The sequence below is a fragment of the Lachnoclostridium sp. MSJ-17 genome, from assembly GCF_018918205.1.
GTDB lineage: Bacteria > Bacillota > Clostridia > Oscillospirales > Acutalibacteraceae > Ruminococcoides.
Genome location: NZ_JAHLQB010000045.1, coordinates 1 through 18,680, shown reverse-complemented (window position 1 = coordinate 18,680; position 18,680 = coordinate 1). Strand labels below are relative to the sequence as shown.

Here is an 18,680-nt window from a genome sequence, read left to right as displayed (position 1 = left end):
TGAAAAAACCGCAAAAGAGTTGCAGCCCCATTTTTCAGGGCTGCGATTTTTTATTCTTCGGTGTGCAACGCTTCCACCATCAGCCTTATTCCCAATCGAAAGCCGTTGATAAAGCCTTCGCATTCGTTCAGACAATTCAGCTCTGTCACCGCGTCTTTGAATTTCCCGAACAGCTCGATTTCGCTTTCATTCATTGTTGCTTTGAGCGCTGCGTCATGCCTGAGAATCAGCTTCGCGAGCCTGTCGCTTTCGCTGTCCTTCTTGATATCGCGTTCGAATGGGTGGATGTTTCCGTAAAATAGTTCTCTGATCGTATCCATGCCGATACCTCCTTTTGCACAACACAATACCACAGTTTTTTGAAAAGTCCAGCGAAAATCTACTTTTTTCACAGCTCAAATTCATCGGTGATTCCGCAGAGCTTATTCGGCTCGCGCCTGACATAATATTTTTCCGTCACAGATGATGTGGTGTGTCCGAGCAGGTCGGCGACCTGCCTTACCGTCAGCGTTTTTAGATTGCCGTTTTCATCTTCAACGCCGTTGATCAGCCGCGTGGCGAAGGTATGGCGCAGACTATGCAAGCCCTTGTGAGAGATTCCGGCGAAATCAAGCAGCGTGTACCATCTCGAGCGGAATGTAGATGGTCTTGTGAAGTCTCCTACTTGATTTGAAATCAGCGGACTGTCTGCACCGAAATATCGATCAGTGCGCAATATCAAAATCATCTCTATTGCCGTGCTGTTAAGAGGGATCGTGCGCTTTGAAGCGGCTGTTTTCATACCGCCGACAATCAACTCGGTTCCGCACGCAGCGCCGTCCTTATCGCGTTTGCCGACCTCCTTTACCGCGCGGGTAACGCTCAGCTCTCTTTTATCTAAATCAATGTCGCTGTTGAGCAAACCGAGGACTTCTCCCGTTCTCAATCCCGTGTTGAGCATCAACAAATACGCTGCCGCCTGTTGATGCTTTAATGCTCCTTTCCTGTTCCGTGTAAATACCGCTTCTCTCAAACGACGTATTTCTTCGTCATTCAAGACCGTGACGGCGTCGCTCCGTGCAATAATTTCTCTGCCCTGCGCCGCGAGGAAATTCGCTTTTTTGATCATACGGACATATGCCATCGGATTTTTTGGGATGTGCTCTTCATAGCAGAGATAGCGGAAATATTCTTTGAACAGACTATAGACATGCTTGACGGTCGAATGCGAATATCCCTCATTCATCATTTGCGTCAAGATCCCATTCAAGTCCGCGGATGTGATCTCCGATATGATCATATCGCCGATTCTCGGGTAGATATAGTGCTTGGCGCAATCCTCTTTTCTGTCGTATGTCGCTCTCTCAACCGTGCCGTACTGAAACACCTCCAGCCACTTCTGCATACTTTTTCTCAGCGGCTTCTTCGTTTCATCAGCTTCGGCGATCTCCATTTTGAAAAACTCGATGTAATCACCGATCTTCTTCAGAACGGCTTTCTTTGTCGGCGCACAAAAGCTCTTTCTCCTGTACACACCCTGCTCGTCGTGATAACTCACCATACCGCCCCAGCGATTGTCGCTGCGCTTATAAACTGTTCCTTTGTTCAGAAGCTTTTTCAGTGCCAACGGACACCCCTCCTGTCAAGCGGAACAGTATACTACAGCTTTTCGGAAATTTCCAGACTTTTTCGGAAGGTTTTCTTTGATTCTGCGCCGCATTTTCTGAGCGTTTTCGCGGAAAAGAAACTCTTGACAAACCTCGGAAACAGAGTAAAATGGGAATCATATTCAATCCCCGGAACAAGGAGGCAATGAACATGTTTTACAACAAAAGAGAACAATTAAAGGCGGTATTCGAGGACACCGTCAAGCAGATTCAAAGAAACTCGTTTTTGCGCGAGTCAACAGAAAAAAGCGTTAGCCTGACAAAGCACTTTGCGGCGAACGACTATCCCTCATTTGAAAGCAGCAGTCCGAAAAAGGGTGCTGTTACGGTTTCGCGGCACTCAACCTTCGAAGCGGCGCGAAAGCTATATAAGAAATACCCTGACAAAAGAATTGCCGTCTTGAATTTCGCTTCAGCGACCAACCCCGGCGGCGGGGTAACACGCGGATCGTCAGCGCAGGAAGAAGCTCTGTGCCGCTGTTCCACGCTGTATCCGACGCTGAACCAAAAGCCGATGTGGGAGCAGTTCTACAATGTGAACCGCACTGAAAAGAATGTCTTGCACTCAGATGCCTGCATATACTCGCCGGATGTGATCGTATTCAAAAGCGACGCATCTATTCCTCAAATGCTGCAGGCTCAGGATTGGTTTACAGTTGACGTGATCACCTGTGCGGCGCCAAATCTCAGAAATGTAGTCAGCAATGCGTATAACGTCGAATCGGGCGATGCAGTCGCCGTCACTTCGGATGAGCTTTATCAAATCCATCTCAAAAGAGCGAGACATATTATGACGGTCGCCGCCGCAAATCAGACGGATATGCTCGTCCTCGGCGCGTTTGGCTGCGGTGCGTTTGCCAACGACCCGCATGTAGTGGCAAAGGCAATGTTTGACGCGCTCAAAGAGTTCGGCGGCTGCTTTGATTTGGTTGAGTTTGCCATCTACTGCCGCAGCTATGAAACAGAAAACTACGATGCGTTTATGAGCAGATATTTGAAAGAGGGTTTTCAAAAATGAGCATGACAACTATTGAATTCAGTGTTCCGACAGATATTTATGAACAGGCAAAGGACATCTGCGCCAGCTGCGGATTGACCTTGGAAGAGGCGTGCGTCCGGTTTCTTGAAGCCACTGTTGCCTGCGGAGATTTGCCGTTTCCATACACGCAGCAGGATATCGAAGAAGCAAAGAGCATAGGAGTTAAAATGATATGATTTTTGTTACAGGTGATTGCCACAGTGAGTTTCAGAAATTTTCAACCCCTGCTTTCCCCGAACAGCGCGAGATGACAAAAGAAGATATCGTTATCGTTTGCGGTGATTTCGGCGCGGTTTGGAACGCCGACGGTGTGAGCAATTCGGAAGCGTACTGGCTGAACTGGCTCGATGAAAAGCCCTTTACAACCGTCTTTGCCGACGGCAATCATGAAAATTTCGACAGGCTCAACAGCGAGTTTGAGGTCGTCGATTTTCACGGCGGCAAGGCGCACAAGATCAACGACAGCGTTTACCACCTCATGCGCGGAGAAATCTTTGATTTTGAAGGAAAGAAATTCCTTGCCTTCGGCGGCGCGAGATCGCACGATATCGACGACGGTATTCTCTCATGGGAAGATTTTGACACGCAGGAGGAATTTAAGGAAACCGTCCGCAAATGGAGAAAACAACGGAAGGTTTTCCGAATCAACCATATCTCTTGGTGGGCTGAGGAGCTACCTTCTGATGAGGAAATCCAAAACGCGGAAAACAACCTTGCGAAGGTCGATTATCAAGTAGATTATGTCGTCTCACACTGCGCGCCGCAGTCGATCGTTTCATGGCTCATGGGCGGTTATACACAGCCCGATAAGCTGACCATGTATTTCGAGAACTTGGCGCAGCGTTTGAAATTCAAAAACTGGTTCTTTGGTCACTACCACGATGATAGAAAAATCATGGGCAAGTTCATCTTGCTCTACGACCAGATTGTGAGGATACAATAAAGTGAAACGCTACGACGAATAACGTAAAACAGCAGCTTCCGCTATTATGGCGGGGCTGCTGTTGTTTATGATTGGCTGTTTATGATCTCTTCAAAAGTCCGCGGCGTGTAGTTCATCACGGGCATCATCACGCCGACGTTGAACATACGGCACGGCGCGTTAAGGCGCTGTTCGGATAACCTGCGGAATTCCTCCGTCAGTATCCATTCGTCGGAGTTGTGGACGTGCCCGTAGAAGTGAACCGCGCCCTCAAACCGGTTATTGAAGCTGATGATCGGGTAATGCGAAAGCACAAGCAGTTCGTGTCTTCCGTTATGCGGAACTTTCATCTCCAGATAGTCCTGTATGCTCTCAAAGCAATTGCGGAAGGCATCATTTTTTAAGAGCTTTTTGTCGTGATTGCCGATAATCAAATGCTTTTTACCGCGAAGCTGTTTCAGTATTTCAACCGTCTGCTCGGGCTTGAGCCAGCTCACGTCGCCGAGGATATAACACTCGTCATCATCATTCAGTGCGCGGTTCCATTTTTCAATCAGCGATTTGTCATGCGCTTCGATATCCGCAAACGGACGCTTGTCGTATTTGAGCACATTCGCGTGACCGAAATGCGTGTCGGCTATAAAGAATGATCTTTTCATGGGCGATTGTTTCCTCTCAAATTATGTTGCATTCAGCGAGCGCAACGCACATCAGCACTATTTCAATCTCTTTGATTTTGTGCCCATCAAAAAACAAAGCGCGGGTATTCTCAAGCATATCTCCGAGCAGAGCAGCGTTGCGGCAAAGGCGCAGATAACCGGCACAAGGAACAGCAGAACCGTATTGCCGCTGAAAATATCCGCAAACCAATATTGGAACAGAACGATCCACAAAAAATGCAGACTGAAATACGGAAAAGATCTTTGCGACATGTATTCCGAAACTGAATTTTTATCATCAAGCCTATTCTTTCCGATTCCGATCAGAGCCAATATCATAAACCATTCGGCAAAGGATTTTGCAATCAGGTTGATTGCTTCATAATCCTTTCCCGACCAGATAAACATATACACGTTGGCAGCACTTGCCGCAAGACCGATTGCAAGAGAAATATACCTGTACTTTTCGGCTTTTTCGATTACCTTATCATACGACAAAACATAGTAACCGATCAAAAAAACATAGAGATACTCGGCAAAGCTCTTTCCTCCGACCGACAGCACGCCATACAAAAGCGGGAACGGTATCACCATCAAACAGATTGCCCAAAACGGGAGTTTTTCCGCCTTTCCCCGGTTTTTGATCATCTTATTTGATAATGCAATGATCCCTACAGACGCCAATGATATGATGAACAGGAAATACAGGAACCAAAACTGCCCGACCGAAAAGCCGCCGTCAAAGCCCGACAAGTCCGTCCATTTTGTAAAGAATACGATATAATGCGCGAAAAATCCGCCTTCGTATGCGCAATTGTTCACATCGCCCATGTAAGACAGTATCGGGCAGAAAACCAGCGTCCCAAACACGAACGGCACGAGCAGGCGTTTTATCCTTTCAATAATGTATTGTCCGTATGTACGTTTCATTAACGCATACCGTGTACTCATACCCGCCAAAAGGAAAAGAAGCGGCATGAAAAACGGACTGAAAAATACAGTAAAACTGCTGATTGCCCGTTTCGGCGCAAAGCATATATAATTCAGCTCGCCCCAAGTATTAAAGGCTTGCGCCGCGTGATACGGAATAAGTAAAAGAACATCCATCCACCTTAAATTGTCTATAAACTGTTTTCTCATATCAACCGTTCCTTACGATAAAAAACGATAGTTATTCACTCTTTATCTCAAAAATACTTAATAGCTTGTTAAGGTTATCTACTGTATAATCAGGCTGTTCATCTTTTGATTTTGGTTCAGCCAACCCACCAAAACCTTGTTTTATCCACACGGTTGTCATTCCGATTTTGTTAGCAGGAATAATATCATTATTGTTCCTCATATTAAACCAAGATTTCCGTCTTGAAAAACTTCTCCTGAAAATCCGTTTTTTCGGTAATCTCTTTCTCGCTGAATGACATATTTTCAGGGCATACTACCCACTTGTCCTCAACATCGTCAAGGCGGTGAATAACCCCGATGACCTTGCCCGTAAATTCTTGAATCGGCTCGTCCACGCCGAGAATATACGCGTCCTGCCACTCGCCGTCGGGAACCGTTATACCCTCAACATAGCCGTAGTTGATCGGATAGAAAATATCCCTATGCTTTGGGTGAACGCTCCCCATCGGTCGGTCGACTGTCACGGTGACAATGGAACCGATGACCGAAGCACAGTTTTTCATTTGCAATGCTCCTTAATTTTTTGCTTTTATCATTGTTTGCTATTTCTAAACTTTTCCAAGCGGTACAGCCGCTCCTCGTCGGGACGGTCAATGCCGTTTTGGTACTCATAATAACCGTTTACGGATGATGGTACTGCCCGTGCTGCTTGGTTTTGCCGTCGCCGTACTGAATGGAAAATTTCGGGCACAGGTGCAGGCAGCGCAGACATAGCGTGCAGTGCTCCTTTATCCAGACGGGCTTACCGTTTTGGATTTCGATCGCCTTTACAGGGCATTGCTTTGCGCACAATCCGCAACCGACGCAGCTGCCCTCAACATAGAAATTACTCGTCCTGCGCGCTTTCAGATACAATTTATCGGACATTGTGCGGACAAAATACGGCGCTTTGGGCGTGGCGTGGTTGCCATTCACCCTCGCTTTGATATTTCCGATCAGCAGCGCGAGGTTTTTGTCGGCTTCTTCATTTTGGCGGCGCACCTTTTCGGCGTCGCTGAGGTCGAACATAGGCGTCCAGTTATCGGGCATTTTCAGGCTGAATGCCGCACTGAGATCAATGCCCTTCTTCTTCAAAAGTTTTTTCGCATCCATTCCGCTGCAGCCCGGTGTTGTTCCGTAGGTCGCAATGGCAAAGGCGTAGTTTTCTCTCTCTGCGGTTATGCTTGCTTTCTCCAGAAACTCGCGCATGATGGCGGGAATTTCCCAAAAGTGCGTGGGAAATACAATGCCGAAAATCTCACCCATTTCCAAAGCGATTTTGCCGCCGCTGTCCTCAACAGATACAGCCGTATCACCGACCGCAGCCGCGATCTGTTCGGCAACATATTTGCAGTTGCCCGTTCCGCTGAAATAGAGTATCATCCGCTCACTTCCTTTTTAACCGGTGTTATTATCTTAATCACAACTCGCAAACCATGATGTATTCTTCATCAGTCTCTTTTACCGTTTTGAATCCAACATTATAATACATCTTCACGGCGTAGTTTGCCTTCTGTACAGCCAAAGACGCTTGTCGATATCCCTGCCACTTCAGCAATTCAAGCATTTCTGCCATAAGATGTGTGCCGATGCCTTTTCCTCGATATGGTTTAAGCAGAGATATGGCAAAAGACGGAGTGTTATCATCCACATGACCGTAATCGTTCATGATGCGCGTCCATACCGCGCCTTCCACTTTGCCGCCTAAATCGGCTACAAGGCAATTGTCACCCTTTCGAGTTCCAAAGTCTTCAATATAAACGCGCAGCTCCGGCTTGTTAATAATATCTCTATGAGGCGCTTCTGTTCCTTTCGGAATAAAAATCGCCTCGTATAAAAAATCATCAAGCAATCTGATCTCACTCTCGCGAAGATTTCTAATAACATAATCGCTTTGATTGTCAGTTGTTCGGTATGTGATCTGCTTGTTTTGGATACAATTATTCATAATACGCTTTTCCTGTAATTGTTTGTTTATCTCTCCCGATACACCCATGTTTTTCCCTTTCGGAATCGGAAAATCAATTCTTTGTTTACCATCTCGTTCAGCACGCGGTTGGCAGTTGCCGGAGAAACGGATAACAATTCTCTAACATCAATGTTTGATATATCGCCGTGCTCGGAGAGGTAATCGAGAATCGCCTGCTCTCTGCTTTCCGCTTTCGGTTTCACTTCTGACGGTTGAGAGGAAACATCCAATAGCGCGTCCTTGATTGCCGACAGCATAAAATCAATAAAGCAGGTGGAGTCGGCGGCGTTATTGGCATTATTGATCGCCTGATAATACTTGCTCTGACGGTCGTGGATGATCGATTCCACCGGCACCCACGCGAACAGCGAATTCCATTTTGACAGCAGCAGCGTGTGCCACAGCCTGCCGACACGTCCGTTGCCATCGGAGAAGGGATGTATCAGCTCGAACTCATAGTGAAACACGCAGCTCTTGATCAGCAGCGGATTCTCGTTATGCTCTGTCCAGTCAAGCAATTCTTCAACCAACTGCGGAACATACGCGGGCAAGGTGCCGAAATGCAGAATGTTGCCCTGCGAATCCACCACGCCGACAGGACGTGAGCGAAAATCTCCCGCGTCATCGCGCAAGCCTCTTGCCATGACGGAATGGGCGGCAAGCAAATCATCAATCGAATACGGATTCAGCTCGTCCAGCCTGTCATAGATTTCAAAGGCGTTCTGCACCTCCGCGATGTCCTTTGGCGGCGCCAATACGCGCTTGCCCGACACGACTGCCGTGACCTGCTCCAAGCTCAGCGTGTTCTGCTCGATTGCAAGCGAAGAATATATGGTTTTTATGCGATTACTTCTTCTCAACTGCGGAGACCGCGCGGCTTCCGTCAGCGTTGACATAGAGCCGACCAGCTCGGATATTTCAGCCGTCAACCGCAGTATTTTCGTATTGATTTGAAACGGATATTTTTGCATAGCCATCCCTCCGCTATCAGTATATCACTTCATCTCTCAAAAATCAATTCATCTCTCATTTTCTTTTGCAAACATGAGAGATGAAACACAAAGGGTCTTTCATTTTTTTGCTTGACTAATCAACGTGGATTGGTTACAATAAAAGCATAGAACCATATCATCGGGGAGGATTTTTATGAGCAACAGAGTCTACACGCTTGAAGAAATCGCCGCTATCATAGCTCCTATCGCCGCTCGTTACGGCGTTGACAAAATATATATCTTCGGTTCTTACGCCCGCGGAGAAGCCGACGAAAGCAGTGACATTGATTTGTGCATTGAAGCTGTCGCCATCAAAGGTCTTTTCGCTCTTGGCGGATTGTATTCCGATCTTGAGGAAGCGCTTGGAAAAGAGCTTGATTTGATTACGGTTAAATCATTAAAATATAATGACGACAACGATTTCAAAGAGAATCTGGAAAAGGAACGGGTATTGATCTATGAAGCAGCATAACCGTGATAAAAGCATATTACAGCACATGATTGAGCACTGCGAGAAAATTCAAAAGGCGCTTGATCGTTTTGGTGATGACTTTGAAACATTCAAAAATGACGACGTCCTGAGAGATGCTGTCAGTATGAACTTACAGCAAATCGGAGAACTCGCTAAGAAGTTTTCCGACGAATTTTTAAACGCAACCCGTCCTGAAATGAATTGGCGCGCTATTACCGGAATGAGGAATCTGTTTGCGCACGATTACGGAGCGATGGATATTGAACGCATTTGGGAAACCGCAGTCAATGACATTCCGACGCTGTCAGAGTATTGCAAATCCAAACTCGAATCAGGCATTTTTGACTGATAGGTACTCTTTGATTAGGATTCACAAAATAATGATACGTGTTCAAAAACGCCGACACAGCGCAAACACCATTAGGTAGCATTTATAGAACAGATTAAAGATGAACTTGAACCAAACTCCGCATGAGTATGTAGAGGGAGAATAACCTTTATGGGCAGATTTTCCAAACACTGTTTGGAAAATCTACGGATATAATATATTGTGACGCGAGGAGATTTGCATGACAAAACAAGAAGTAAAACGATTCTTAAAAGCACACCGCAACCAGGAATATTCTGCGGCAAAGTTTGAATACTCAATGTATTTATACAAAGACATCGAAGAAAAAATGAATGAATTTGTGGCAAAAACGGTTCCCGGAAAAGAACCGGAAAAAGCAGCAAATTTGCAAATGATAGCAGAAGCAAAAACGGCTGAGGATATTGTAAAGCTCATGCGAAAAGAGGCACTTATAGGAAACAGATTTGAATTAGTACAAAAGGCACTTGAAACGGAAGAAGAGACGCTGCCCCTCATACAAAAACGAGCGCTAACAAACAGACAGGATGTTTTTATTGAAAACACAGTCAAGTTTTTCCTGCACTGCAAAACCAATTGCTGTGACTGGATATTAGATAATTATCAGCTTTTCAAAAGCGAATATTTGAAATCTATGCTTTGTTTGGTATTAGGCTTTCGCGGAAATGTCAGCATGATAGAGTTTTTGATAAAAGAAGCGGAAAGGCTTGAACGCGAGTATCCGAAGGAATCCTATGATCAAGGTCCCACGTTAGCCGTTCAAGAACTATCCGTCAGATTTTTGAACTGAGTTTTTGAAATCGCTTATCTTTGATTAGGCGTCGCAAATTTTGATTTCTATGCTCAACGTCGGTGTATACCCAGAGCATCACTCTCGCTCCGTTTCCATCAAAATTCTTTTGCAGAATAACCAATAGCATCAAAATATCATCAATAATCTTTTCGCAGGGGCAAAAACGGCTCAAAATCGGCATATCCATGCGCTTTTCAGGCTCTCTACATTGCCTCCAAAACCGCGTGCCGAGGGTTCAAGTCCTTCTGCCCCTGCCATCAATTTTTGGCTTCGGAAAGCGATTTCCGAAGCCTTTTCTCTTTTAATTCTACCAAAAATTATACCACCTTTATGCGATGTTCAAATTTATGGCGCTGTCGAGAGCGTTTATCGTCGTCTCCTTTGCGGTCTTTCGACGGTTGATATAAATTCTCTCGGTGGTCTGTACGCTTTCGTGTCCGAGCAAGACGGAAATGTCCTGAATCGGTACGCCGTTATCGTCGAGAATACTCGCAACGCTGTGACGAAAGCCGTGGATCGTACAATGCGGCAAGCCGGCGTTCTCGGTCAGACGGTTAACCACCCGATTGATTGCGCTGAGGTTGACATACGGCTTTCCGAGAACGGTGCGGACAATGAAGTTGTGGCTTTTGTCGTAGCCATTGCCCAACAGCTTGGCATAATCCTCTTGCCGTTGTTTTTCCTCTTTCAGCGCTTCCAGAACGGTATCATTGAGCGGAATCTTGCGGTTACTGCTCGCCGTTTTCGGCGTTGTAATTTGCATTGTCACGTCCTTGCGACTGCCTGTTCTGCTCTTGTTTACCCGCAAGAGCTTTTTATCATAGTCTACATCATCCCACGTCAGGGCAAGCAATTCGCCCTTTCTCAGCCCTGTATAGAGCGCTAAAAGCAGGAATATGTAGATATGGCTCTCGTGCTCCTTTGCGTAAAGCAGAAGCTTTCTGACCTGCTGTGCATTGTACTCGGGAACATCCTTCTTGATACTGTGAGGAAATGACGGCATACGGCTCCTTAATACCGGATTCTCGTTAACGTAGCGATTCTCAAGAGCGTATTCATACGCCGATGACAACACTCCCCGGATATTTTTTACCGTTTTGTAGCTCAATCCACCCTTGCCGTTTGACTTGCCGTGTTGAGAGAGAAACACAAAATACTTGGTGAACACCTCCGGCTTCATATCCTTGAACTTGTACCTCTTTGACTCAAAATAGGGCTTTAGCTTGCCGCTCACGGTCTTGTCATAGGATTCCCACGTAGAAGGTTTTATAATTCCCTTGATACCTTTCAGCCATTTGTCGAGAAAGTCGGTAAAAAGAACATCGTCGCATTCAAGGTTGATATCCTTGTAGTTCTCAATGATCTCTTTCATCTTCTCAATTGCACGGCGTTTGTTGTTACCCTTAACGGGTATCTTCGTGGCGATCATTTTCTGTTTGCCGTTGACACGAAATTTGGCATAGTAGTAATTGCCTTTTATTATTAAGCTTCCTTCCAATTTTTTGTCCTTTCTTAAGATTTGTGATTTGAGATTGATACAAACTCGATGACGCTCTGTTTCGGAATAACATATCTTGCTCCGACCTTGACATTCATTATCTCGTCGTCCTTCAAGAGCTTATATACCGTATTCTTACCTAAGCGCAGCATTTTCATAACCTCATCAACGGTTACTATGTCGCTGTACTCCGAAAATATCTCTTTTGATTTATCCAACGCTCTCACCTCGCTTTCCGCTTGTTGTGACCGTCAGAAAATCAATTATACTTTTCTTCGGAATGATGTACCGCTTGCCAACTCTCAGCGTAAAGATCCTGCCTGATTTCAACAAATCGTAGACAGTCACCTTTCCTGACAGGCAATCCTGCTCGACGCTGTGCCGTCAGCCTTTCGGCTGCGCTCGCTCCGTAGAGGTCGTGGCGGTTTATCCTTCGCTCGGCAGCTATTCAGTTGTAGGTTCATTTCGGTGGGCATCACCTCCTTTCAAAAAAAACCTTCACCCTATACGCAAAAAAGTCGGGGCAAATATAAGCCTTTTTCAAAAAAAGTTTTTGAAAAATCTGTTTTTTAAAAGAACTATTCGGTTTTTGTTGATTATTCATTTTTGTTTTTGCCCTCCATATACAAAGGAACGGGAGAGGTCAAAAGTAAACCCGAAATTCAATTTTTTTGAAACTCCCTTCACTAAGTAAGGAGCGGTAAGGTATGTTTTTACGGGTAGCACTCAACATTTTGTAGACTTGTACAAAACCGGCTCTTGGTTTTTGTGCAGCACAACGAGTCGTATATTTAACCCTTCACTTGTTACCACTGGGAGAAGGCAAAATCGAACCCTAATCAGGAAAAGATGCTATAAAGCAAGGAAAAATTAAGGCTCCAAAATTAAACTTACCGTACTTCATTGTGACTAATTGTAAAACAACATATTTTTATAACGCAAAAAATCTCAAACAGCTTACTTTAAACGGTAATCCTATACGCGAATTTCAGACTATAGATATATATCGTCTAATAAAAAATAAGCTTTGCAAGAATCCAAATACAACTGAAATCACAACAAATGTTGATTCTATATCTACAATTTCCGAAGCAATTTTTAACAAGAAGCTTTGGGAACTTGCAGGTGTCTATCGTAGCATAAATTTTAAAGATAATGTTCAAAAGATAGATTTTACTGTAGGATTTGTGGCACTTGAATACTTTGAAGAAAAAGAAGTAATCGACGGTCACAAAGATGCTTCGAAAGTATATTGGTCTGATTGTAATGATAAAATAGCTGAAAAAGTTAAAAACAACCTTAGTGGATATATTGCGCGTCTCGAAGAAGAAACTTCCTTCAAAGAGTTTAAAAACGTAATGGAAGTTGTACAAATGGCTATCAGCGGTGATAGTAAGGGTAAAGTATTAGTAGATGTTGAAAGCGTTAAGCAGATCTACGATATCATTGATTCTATGAAGCCTTTACACGGCACTGGATTTGATTTGTTTGGTGCAGTATATGAGATGTTTGCTTCGTCAAAAGAAAAGAAAGATTTCGGGGAGTACTTTACCAGAAGACATTATACACATATCTTTTCCAAATTATTATTAGAAGATGAAACTTATTATGATGCTGATAGTGAGTTTTCAATTATCGATCCGGCTTGCGGCACTGGTGGTTTTTTAACAGAAAGCTTTAAAATATTGGTAAACAATTACGAAAAAAGCGGTACTCTTAATAAAGCAAGCCGTGATTTTCTATCAAAAAGATGCTTTTTTGGAGTTGATGTTAGAGATGAAAATATTTCTCGTACAAGATTAAATATGTTTCTTGTCGGAGACGGTCATACACATATGTACTCAGATAATTCTTTAAAGCCTTCAAGAATTGAATGGAATAAAACACCTGTACTTGGCAGTAACAACAAACCTATTCTTGATACCGATGGAAATCCAAAATTAGAGGAAAAGAAATACAAATACGTAATAACGAATCCTCCATATGGGAGCGGCACACTTCAAGCAAACACCTCTAGCATCACCACAAATCGTACAGAAATTGCATTTATTTGTGAGGTGGTTAATCTTCTTAAAAACGGAGGAAAAGCTTGCATTGTAACGCCAGACGGAGTGCTAGAGAATCCTTCATTCAAGAAGTTTCGTAATGAAATCTTGGAAAAATGTGATATTTACGCAATAATATCTTTACCAAAATTTGCTTTTGCTCCATATACTAAAGAGAAAACATATGCTCTTTTCCTTAAAAAAAGAAGCGAAAAGATCACACAAAAACAAACAAAACCCATATGGATGTATATTATTGATAACGATGGTTTAGCAAACTCAGATAAACGATTTCCAACAAAGCTTAGAAACAATCGTAATGGTTGGATGCACGATGAAATATCTGGATGGGTTAACACTGACGGCGAAGAGCAATCTGGTCTATTGGAAACACGGTGGCTAAGTTTTGATGATACAAAAACAGGTACTTGTTGGATTGACGAAAAAGGATTTAAAAGAAAGAGTATTAAGGGTGGCAACATAGATATTAGTACAATTCTCTCCGACAAGTACTATACTTTGCTTCCGGAATACTACCTTAGACCACAAGAACCCAATTATATTTCTGAAACGCAGCTAATGGAAAGCTTAAGTAATATTGAAAAGGAAATAAAACAATTATTTAAGGGGGAAGAAAATGAAATACCAAATTAAAAATTTCCCTATTAAAAAAGTAATTGATTGTATGAGTGGCAACTCAGGATTAACAGAAGAATTCATTTATTCAAAATCCAATATTCAAGGCAAAAAATACACTGTATTGTCTAGTTCAACGGATAATACTACATCAATGGGTGAAATCCCTTTTTGTAGCATTAATGGGAAACCCATAAAGGTTTTTGAAAATAAAGAAGGATTATTGGTTGCTAGAAATGGCAAAGCGGGAGCTATTACTTATCTTCCTCCTGGCGGTTATACAATAAATGATCACGCATATATTGTTTCACTAAAAAGAGTTGTCCATATTCTGTGAATTTAAAATGGCTTGCTTATAGATATAGCTCTTTGTTTAAATTGTATTCTTCAAATTCAGATAACGGGACATGGAATAAAACTGGATTTATGAAAAATGCTTTAATAGATATCCCTACAGAAGATACTCAACTTAAGTTAGCAAATATATACGATCAAATACTTTGTTATTTAGAGAAATTACAAACAATAAAAACAAGAATCAACAATCTGCTTTCTTGTGAAATAATAAAAGAGTATAATTCCTATCTCTATACAAATAAACCCATAAGCGAAATGTTTAATTGTATGAGCGGAAATTCTGGATTAACAGAAGAGTGTATATACAGTAAACTGCAAGTCAGTGGAAAAAAATATACTGTACTTTCTGGAGCCACAACGCAAGAATCGAGCTTAGGTGAAATACCTATGTGTATAATTAATGGAAAAAAACTAAAAGTATTTGAACAAGATGAAGGAATTCTTGTTACAAGAAAAGGAAAAGCTGGTGAAATAAGATATATAAATAATATAAAGAAAAACCATACAATTAACGATGATGCATATATTATCTATGTCAAAGATTCATATAAAGGTTTAATAAACCTCAAATGGTTTATTATTCAATATAAGAAACTTTTTAAAGAATACGCTTCGTCCTCAGATAACGGTACTTGGAATAAAACAGGTTTTTTTAATTATGCAGTCATAGATATTCCAACTCATAACGAACAAATAGAATTGATAAAAAAATATGAAGAAGTCGAACAACTTCAATCAAAAATACTCAGAATAGAATATGAGATCAAAGAACTTGCAAAGCGAGAAATCTTTTATGATGACTAATTCATAGATAGTATAACAATGCAATTGAAAGTATGAAAATATAAAGCGTGTAATCAGCTAACTCCTGCTTACACGCTCATTTTTTCTCTCTCCTTCTCGATTTCATCAAAACAGCTGGCTGCCAGAAGACCTTCTATTTTTCGCTTACAGTTTTGCATTTTTGTATGAGAAAAGTTGAAAGTCACTTTTTTCGAGAAAAACAATGCTCTTGACTAATGTTATCATATATGATAACATTAACATAAAGAGAAGGTGATTGTTATGACAGACAGCAATAGCATAATCCACAAACGGCAGGAAGTCGTTTCAAAGCTGACGCAGGCAAGACTTGAAAAGGGCTTGTCACAGTCGCAGCTTGCCGAAATGGTCGGTACACAACGGTCAAATATCTGCCGTATTGAGAACGGCGGTCAGAACCTATCCCTCGATTTATTGATCAAAATTACAGACGCTCTCGGTAAAGATGTAAGCGTGTTACTGGAAGAAAAAGGTATTGAAATGAGCAATGTATATGACCTAAAACTTTATGACGATATCCTCGTGACCTTCTCCCTTGAAGAAAAAGGCTTAGAGGGCTTAGTTGTTGAAGTTCTGTCTTATGATGAAAGCAAAAAACACCTCCTGCCAATCAATATGGAGCTGACACCAAAAGGCATTATCAAGTGGCTTTCCAACCGTGTTATCCCGAAGAACAGAGCCTTTGTTGACGAGATACTAAAGACGTTTGGATTGAGCGTGAACGACACAAAGGGCATTATTGACATCTGCTTGGGCTTGTCGCTTAACGACAGCTATTGGGTAACTCCCGTTGAGTTTGACGGCAAATTTGTCGATTACAATCTGTTTGAAAATCCGTTCTCAGAAGCGTTGTCGCTCGTCGCCTATACAGGTATTGGAAGCGCAGAAAAGGCGTTCTCAACCTCTCCGGAGTTCACAACAAACGGTATGCTCCGCAAGGCTTGGCGTCATATTGAGAACGACGGCATCTATCTCTACAAAGGCGGCACAGAAGGTGCTGCCAATGCCGGGAATGAGCCGTACAGCGAGTTTTACGCTTGTCAGATCGCAAAGGCTATGGGCTTGAATTGCATTGAATATGACCTTGAAAACTGGAAGGGTATTCTCGCTTCAAAATGTCGTCTGTTCACCGATATTGACACATCCTTTGTGCCGATCAGCAGGCTGATAAAAAACAGAACACTGAAAAATGCCCTCGATTATTACGCTGAACTTGGCAAAGAGTTTTATGACGAGCTTTGCAGTATGCTGGTGTTCGATGCTGTGATTTACAACGAGGACAGACATTTCGGTAACTGTGGTGTGCTGCGTGACAATCACACAGGTAAAATCATCAAGCCCGCTCCGATTTTTGATAACGGCTTATCGCTGTTCAACTTCGCAATGGCTGATGATTTGAAGAATCTCAGCGAATACGCAAAAACAAGAACGCCTCCTTACGGCGTATCGTTCGACGAGGTTTGCAAGGCGGTAATGGGCAGTAAGCAAAAATATCAGCTCCGCAAGCTGCTGAACTTCACCTTTACAAGACACCCGTCCATCAACTTACCTGAAGAACGCTTGACAGCAATCGAAGCTCAAATCTCAAAGAGAGCAAGGGAATTGATGTCGATCCCAAATGCCAAATAAATATAATGAGCGTGTAAACAGACATCACCTGCTTACACGCTCGTTTTTCTTTTTCGTTGAGAACTTCACTAACAAATAAGTGAAGTTCTCAATGGGATTGTTGATAACAGTCCTTAATTGTATATCAGCTCGGCATTTATAACCTCTCTCGCTCGCTGGGTTGCATTATTCATCTTGCCAACCCATAGCATTTGATCGGTTGCTTTTAGCTGTTCGGTGCAGCCTTCTTCCTTTGCGAAAGCCTGCACAAGCTCGTCGTACATCTTCTGCGCCTGTTCATCAATGTCGGCAAGATACTCGTTGAGCTTGCATTTTGTGAGCAGATTGGTATAAAGAATCGGGCGGCTTCGCTTGATATAGCGAAGGTGTTGTTGTCCCCACAATCCGATTGGTCGGTTATCCTGTTCGGGAAGCGTTAAATTCGGCAGCAAATAATCTCCTTGACGTGTATATGTAATCTCCATTGTCAGACCTCCTTAATCTTGATTTTCTTGACTTTAGCATTAGTGAACTTGATTATAAGTTCATCTATGATATCAGTGTACTTACCTCGTGAAATGAGATCGTTTCTCAAATCAATCAGGCTGTTGATAACAGCTCTGCGTTCCTCTGCTGTGAGGTAAATATGATATTTATCTCTCATAATTCAAACTCCGGTTTCAGAATAATTCAGCGGGCAATACTTCTACCATTTTTCTACCAAAATAAACCAAAATGATTTTACATTATCATCTAAACTATTATGCAGGGGTACCTGATTTCCAAACAGAAAACAGGATATAAAACTATATAACGTCACAAGTGATTAGATAACATTTGATTAAATCCCCATTCCGCTTCAAGTCCTTCTGCCCCTGCCATTAGAAAAACTCCCGAAAACGGCTTAAACAAGCCATTTTCGGGAGTTTTTGTTTTCTCTTTTTTTCACGGCGCGCGGTCTGAAAATGCCCTTTTGATGCTTTAAATGAGCATCAATTTGTGCGTCCGGCGGCAACCAATCCAACGTTTCCGTCGGGTATAGCATCAAAAGAGCATCAGTTTTTCGTGTGGAAATCGGCGACAGAAATCGTTGTTTTTCTGAAAAATTAATTCCCATAAAATAAATTTTCGTCACTAAAGGAATTGGCTTTATCTTTGATTAGGCGTCGCAATTTTTGACATATGGTATAACTGCTATTTTGATTGTTTTATCATACTCTCCACTGCATAGGAAACCACTTTTTCATCTGTTATTTCTTTTGACCACTCATCCCAAAACCTTACCGTTGAACTGTTTGGTTCTGGATTTGGACGTTTAATAATAATTCGGCTTGGCAATAAGCAAGCATCACCGACAACTAACGCTTCTCCCACATCCAAAATAGGTAGAATATCACCAAAGTTACCAATACTATCAGGTAATAACTTTTTGATAACGTTCTGGTCATCGGAATTAGTTAATCGCATCGCGACGTAGTTACTGCTTTGACTAAGCACAGTTCTGTCGACTTCAGAAGGACGCTGAGTGATTACTATTAGACCTACTCCATATTTTCTTCCTTCTTTAGCTATTCTCCTGAATCCGTGAAACTCAAACAGGTAAAAATGCAGAAAGACCGATAGCCATGCAGAAATCGGCAGTCAAATTATCAGATTTTTCTTCACCCAAAAGGTGAAAAAACCACTGTTTTATG

General features: G+C 42.7%; 27 protein-coding genes and 1 tRNA gene. 11 read left to right on the top strand and 17 right to left on the bottom strand.

What is annotated here, in order from left to right; all coding sequences use genetic code 11:
* Window positions 1–50: 50 nt before the first annotated feature.
* Both KQI64_RS03915 and KQI64_RS03910 read right to left on the bottom strand, forming a co-directional pair.
* A complete protein-coding gene (locus KQI64_RS03915) occupies window positions 51–320 on the bottom strand; it encodes a DUF6809 family protein (protein WP_216523429.1) in 270 nt (89 codons plus the stop codon).
* Between the two features lie 68 nt (window positions 321–388).
* A complete protein-coding gene (locus tag KQI64_RS03910) occupies window positions 389–1,606 on the bottom strand; it encodes a tyrosine-type recombinase/integrase (protein WP_216523428.1) in 1,218 nt (405 codons plus the stop codon).
* A 191-nt stretch (window positions 1,607–1,797) separates the two neighbouring features.
* Between KQI64_RS03910 and KQI64_RS03905 the strand changes: the two genes are divergently transcribed.
* The 3 genes from KQI64_RS03905 to KQI64_RS03895 are packed head-to-tail and all read left to right on the top strand — an operon-like array spanning window position 1,798 to window position 3,628.
* Complete coding sequence (locus KQI64_RS03905) at window positions 1,798–2,664, top strand: TIGR02452 family protein (protein ID WP_216523427.1); 867 nt, start codon at window positions 1,798–1,800, stop codon at window positions 2,662–2,664.
* Window positions 2,661–2,861, top strand: a complete 201-nt coding sequence (locus KQI64_RS03900) for a hypothetical protein (RefSeq protein WP_216523426.1) — start codon at window positions 2,661–2,663, stop codon at window positions 2,859–2,861. Before KQI64_RS03905 ends, KQI64_RS03900 begins: the two co-directional genes overlap by 4 nt.
* The gene (locus KQI64_RS03895; RefSeq protein ID WP_216523425.1) at window positions 2,858–3,628 is read left to right on the top strand and encodes a metallophosphoesterase; all 771 of its coding nucleotides are present in this window, start codon (window positions 2,858–2,860) and stop codon (window positions 3,626–3,628) included. The genes KQI64_RS03900 and KQI64_RS03895 overlap by 4 nt, the downstream gene beginning before the upstream one ends.
* 65 nt (window positions 3,629–3,693) lie before the next feature.
* On the opposite strand, the gene KQI64_RS03890 is transcribed toward KQI64_RS03895, so the two are convergent.
* The 7 genes from KQI64_RS03890 to KQI64_RS03860 all read right to left on the bottom strand — a co-directional run bounded on the left by KQI64_RS03890 (window position 3,694) and on the right by KQI64_RS03860 (window position 8,256).
* A complete protein-coding gene (locus tag KQI64_RS03890) occupies window positions 3,694–4,266 on the bottom strand; it encodes a metallophosphoesterase family protein (protein ID WP_216523424.1) in 573 nt (190 codons plus the stop codon).
* A 57-nt stretch (window positions 4,267–4,323) separates the two neighbouring features.
* A complete protein-coding gene (locus KQI64_RS03885) occupies window positions 4,324–5,406 on the bottom strand; it encodes an acyltransferase family protein (protein ID WP_301282411.1) in 1,083 nt (360 codons plus the stop codon).
* A gap of 31 nt (window positions 5,407–5,437) precedes the next feature.
* On the bottom strand, window positions 5,438–5,608 hold the full coding sequence (locus KQI64_RS03880; RefSeq protein WP_216523422.1) for an HAD hydrolase-like protein: 171 nt from the start codon (window positions 5,606–5,608) through the stop codon (window positions 5,438–5,440).
* 1 nt (window position 5,609) lies between these two features.
* On the bottom strand, window positions 5,610–5,951 hold the full coding sequence (locus KQI64_RS03875; protein WP_216523421.1) for an inorganic pyrophosphatase: 342 nt from the start codon (window positions 5,949–5,951) through the stop codon (window positions 5,610–5,612).
* A 118-nt stretch (window positions 5,952–6,069) separates the two neighbouring features.
* On the bottom strand, window positions 6,070–6,810 hold the full coding sequence (locus KQI64_RS03870) for an EFR1 family ferrodoxin (protein WP_216523420.1): 741 nt from the start codon (window positions 6,808–6,810) through the stop codon (window positions 6,070–6,072).
* A 37-nt stretch (window positions 6,811–6,847) separates the two neighbouring features.
* A complete protein-coding gene (locus KQI64_RS03865; protein WP_253289179.1) occupies window positions 6,848–7,375 on the bottom strand; it encodes a GNAT family N-acetyltransferase in 528 nt (175 codons plus the stop codon).
* A 26-nt stretch (window positions 7,376–7,401) separates the two neighbouring features.
* Window positions 7,402–8,256 (bottom strand): Fic family protein, encoded by an 855-nt coding sequence (locus tag KQI64_RS03860; RefSeq protein ID WP_253289178.1) that lies wholly within the window; start codon window positions 8,254–8,256, stop codon window positions 7,402–7,404.
* A 286-nt stretch (window positions 8,257–8,542) separates the two neighbouring features.
* On the opposite strand from KQI64_RS03860, the gene KQI64_RS03855 reads away from it, so the two are divergent.
* The 3 genes from KQI64_RS03855 (at window position 8,543) to KQI64_RS03845 (ending at window position 10,017) form a co-directional block, all read left to right on the top strand.
* The gene (locus KQI64_RS03855) at window positions 8,543–8,860 is read left to right on the top strand and encodes a nucleotidyltransferase family protein (RefSeq protein ID WP_216523417.1); all 318 of its coding nucleotides are present in this window, start codon (window positions 8,543–8,545) and stop codon (window positions 8,858–8,860) included.
* A complete protein-coding gene (locus KQI64_RS03850) occupies window positions 8,847–9,209 on the top strand; it encodes a HepT-like ribonuclease domain-containing protein (RefSeq protein ID WP_216523416.1) in 363 nt (120 codons plus the stop codon). Before KQI64_RS03855 ends, KQI64_RS03850 begins: the two co-directional genes overlap by 14 nt.
* Before the next feature lie 220 nt (window positions 9,210–9,429).
* On the top strand, window positions 9,430–10,017 hold the full coding sequence (locus tag KQI64_RS03845) for a hypothetical protein (protein WP_092969323.1): 588 nt from the start codon (window positions 9,430–9,432) through the stop codon (window positions 10,015–10,017).
* Here KQI64_RS03845 and KQI64_RS03840 read toward each other — a convergent pair.
* Window positions 10,001–10,207, bottom strand: a complete 207-nt coding sequence (locus tag KQI64_RS03840) for a hypothetical protein (RefSeq protein ID WP_216523415.1) — start codon at window positions 10,205–10,207, stop codon at window positions 10,001–10,003. The genes KQI64_RS03845 and KQI64_RS03840 overlap by 17 nt on opposite strands.
* On the opposite strand from KQI64_RS03840, the gene KQI64_RS03835 reads away from it, so the two are divergent.
* Window positions 10,174–10,277 (top strand) — tRNA-OTHER (locus KQI64_RS03835). The two genes, KQI64_RS03840 and KQI64_RS03835, sit on opposite strands and share 34 nt — an antisense overlap.
* Before the next feature lie 71 nt (window positions 10,278–10,348).
* Here KQI64_RS03835 and KQI64_RS03830 read toward each other — a convergent pair.
* From KQI64_RS03830 to KQI64_RS10740, 3 genes are read right to left on the bottom strand one after another with little or no spacing between them, the layout of a single operon-like run.
* Window positions 10,349–11,518, bottom strand: a complete 1,170-nt coding sequence (locus KQI64_RS03830; protein ID WP_216523414.1) for a tyrosine-type recombinase/integrase — start codon at window positions 11,516–11,518, stop codon at window positions 10,349–10,351.
* A gap of 14 nt (window positions 11,519–11,532) precedes the next feature.
* Entirely contained in the window at window positions 11,533–11,736 is a 204-nt protein-coding gene (locus KQI64_RS03825) for a helix-turn-helix domain-containing protein (protein WP_216523413.1), read from the bottom strand.
* Window positions 11,729–11,866, bottom strand: coding sequence for a helix-turn-helix domain-containing protein (locus KQI64_RS10740; RefSeq protein WP_216523412.1), 138 nt, complete (start codon window positions 11,864–11,866; stop codon window positions 11,729–11,731). Before KQI64_RS10740 ends, KQI64_RS03825 begins: the two co-directional genes overlap by 8 nt.
* 557 nt (window positions 11,867–12,423) lie before the next feature.
* On the opposite strand from KQI64_RS10740, the gene KQI64_RS03815 reads away from it, so the two are divergent.
* From KQI64_RS03815 to KQI64_RS03800, 4 genes are all read left to right on the top strand, one after another.
* Window positions 12,424–14,217 (top strand): HsdM family class I SAM-dependent methyltransferase, encoded by a 1,794-nt coding sequence (locus KQI64_RS03815; RefSeq protein WP_216523411.1) that lies wholly within the window; start codon window positions 12,424–12,426, stop codon window positions 14,215–14,217.
* Window positions 14,201–14,536 (top strand): hypothetical protein, encoded by a 336-nt coding sequence (locus KQI64_RS03810; protein ID WP_216523410.1) that lies wholly within the window; start codon window positions 14,201–14,203, stop codon window positions 14,534–14,536. The genes KQI64_RS03815 and KQI64_RS03810 overlap by 17 nt, the downstream gene beginning before the upstream one ends.
* An 89-nt stretch (window positions 14,537–14,625) precedes the next feature.
* Window positions 14,626–15,360, top strand: coding sequence for a hypothetical protein (locus KQI64_RS03805; RefSeq protein ID WP_216523409.1), 735 nt, complete (start codon window positions 14,626–14,628; stop codon window positions 15,358–15,360).
* Between the two features lie 261 nt (window positions 15,361–15,621).
* Window positions 15,622–17,007 (top strand): helix-turn-helix domain-containing protein, encoded by a 1,386-nt coding sequence (locus tag KQI64_RS03800; RefSeq protein ID WP_216523408.1) that lies wholly within the window; start codon window positions 15,622–15,624, stop codon window positions 17,005–17,007.
* Window positions 17,008–17,120: 113 nt separating this feature from the next.
* On the opposite strand, the gene KQI64_RS03795 is transcribed toward KQI64_RS03800, so the two are convergent.
* From KQI64_RS03795 to KQI64_RS03780, 4 genes are all read right to left on the bottom strand, one after another.
* Entirely contained in the window at window positions 17,121–17,471 is a 351-nt protein-coding gene (locus KQI64_RS03795) for a TnpV protein (protein WP_216523407.1), read from the bottom strand.
* 2 nt (window positions 17,472–17,473) lie between these two features.
* Complete coding sequence (locus KQI64_RS03790; protein WP_216523406.1) at window positions 17,474–17,650, bottom strand: hypothetical protein; 177 nt, start codon at window positions 17,648–17,650, stop codon at window positions 17,474–17,476.
* Between the two features lie 240 nt (window positions 17,651–17,890).
* Window positions 17,891–18,103, bottom strand: a complete 213-nt coding sequence (locus tag KQI64_RS03785; RefSeq protein ID WP_216523405.1) for a hypothetical protein — start codon at window positions 18,101–18,103, stop codon at window positions 17,891–17,893.
* Between the two features lie 77 nt (window positions 18,104–18,180).
* Complete coding sequence (locus KQI64_RS03780) at window positions 18,181–18,453, bottom strand: hypothetical protein (RefSeq protein WP_216523404.1); 273 nt, start codon at window positions 18,451–18,453, stop codon at window positions 18,181–18,183.
* Window positions 18,454–18,680: the final 227 nt, after the last annotated feature.

Coding starts and splice junctions, on each gene's coding strand:
- KQI64_RS03915 (WP_216523429.1), bottom strand. CDS start 320: ATGGATACGATCAGAGAACTATTTTACGGAAACATCCACCCATTCGAA.
- KQI64_RS03905 (WP_216523427.1), top strand. CDS start 1,798: ATGTTTTACAACAAAAGAGAACAATTAAAGGCGGTATTCGAGGACACC.
- KQI64_RS03900 (WP_216523426.1), top strand. CDS start 2,661: ATGAGCATGACAACTATTGAATTCAGTGTTCCGACAGATATTTATGAA.
- KQI64_RS03895 (WP_216523425.1), top strand. CDS start 2,858: ATGATTTTTGTTACAGGTGATTGCCACAGTGAGTTTCAGAAATTTTCA.
- KQI64_RS03890 (WP_216523424.1), bottom strand. CDS start 4,266: ATGAAAAGATCATTCTTTATAGCCGACACGCATTTCGGTCACGCGAAT.
- KQI64_RS03885 (WP_301282411.1), bottom strand. CDS start 5,406: ATGAGAAAACAGTTTATAGACAATTTAAGGTGGATGGATGTTCTTTTA.
- KQI64_RS03880 (WP_216523422.1), bottom strand. CDS start 5,608: ATGAGGAACAATAATGATATTATTCCTGCTAACAAAATCGGAATGACA.
- KQI64_RS03875 (WP_216523421.1), bottom strand. CDS start 5,951: ATGAAAAACTGTGCTTCGGTCATCGGTTCCATTGTCACCGTGACAGTC.
- KQI64_RS03870 (WP_216523420.1), bottom strand. CDS start 6,810: ATGATACTCTATTTCAGCGGAACGGGCAACTGCAAATATGTTGCCGAA.
- KQI64_RS03865 (WP_253289179.1), bottom strand. CDS start 7,375: ATGAATAATTGTATCCAAAACAAGCAGATCACATACCGAACAACTGAC.
- KQI64_RS03855 (WP_216523417.1), top strand. CDS start 8,543: ATGAGCAACAGAGTCTACACGCTTGAAGAAATCGCCGCTATCATAGCT.
- KQI64_RS03850 (WP_216523416.1), top strand. CDS start 8,847: ATGAAGCAGCATAACCGTGATAAAAGCATATTACAGCACATGATTGAG.
- KQI64_RS03845 (WP_092969323.1), top strand. CDS start 9,430: ATGACAAAACAAGAAGTAAAACGATTCTTAAAAGCACACCGCAACCAG.
- KQI64_RS03840 (WP_216523415.1), bottom strand. CDS start 10,207: ATGGATATGCCGATTTTGAGCCGTTTTTGCCCCTGCGAAAAGATTATT.
- KQI64_RS03810 (WP_216523410.1), top strand. CDS start 14,201: ATGAAATACCAAATTAAAAATTTCCCTATTAAAAAAGTAATTGATTGT.
- KQI64_RS03805 (WP_216523409.1), top strand. CDS start 14,626: ATGAAAAATGCTTTAATAGATATCCCTACAGAAGATACTCAACTTAAG.
- KQI64_RS03800 (WP_216523408.1), top strand. CDS start 15,622: ATGACAGACAGCAATAGCATAATCCACAAACGGCAGGAAGTCGTTTCA.
- KQI64_RS03795 (WP_216523407.1), bottom strand. CDS start 17,471: ATGGAGATTACATATACACGTCAAGGAGATTATTTGCTGCCGAATTTA.
- KQI64_RS03790 (WP_216523406.1), bottom strand. CDS start 17,650: ATGAGAGATAAATATCATATTTACCTCACAGCAGAGGAACGCAGAGCT.
- KQI64_RS03785 (WP_216523405.1), bottom strand. CDS start 18,103: ATGGGAATTAATTTTTCAGAAAAACAACGATTTCTGTCGCCGATTTCC.
- KQI64_RS03780 (WP_216523404.1), bottom strand. CDS start 18,453: ATGCGATTAACTAATTCCGATGACCAGAACGTTATCAAAAAGTTATTA.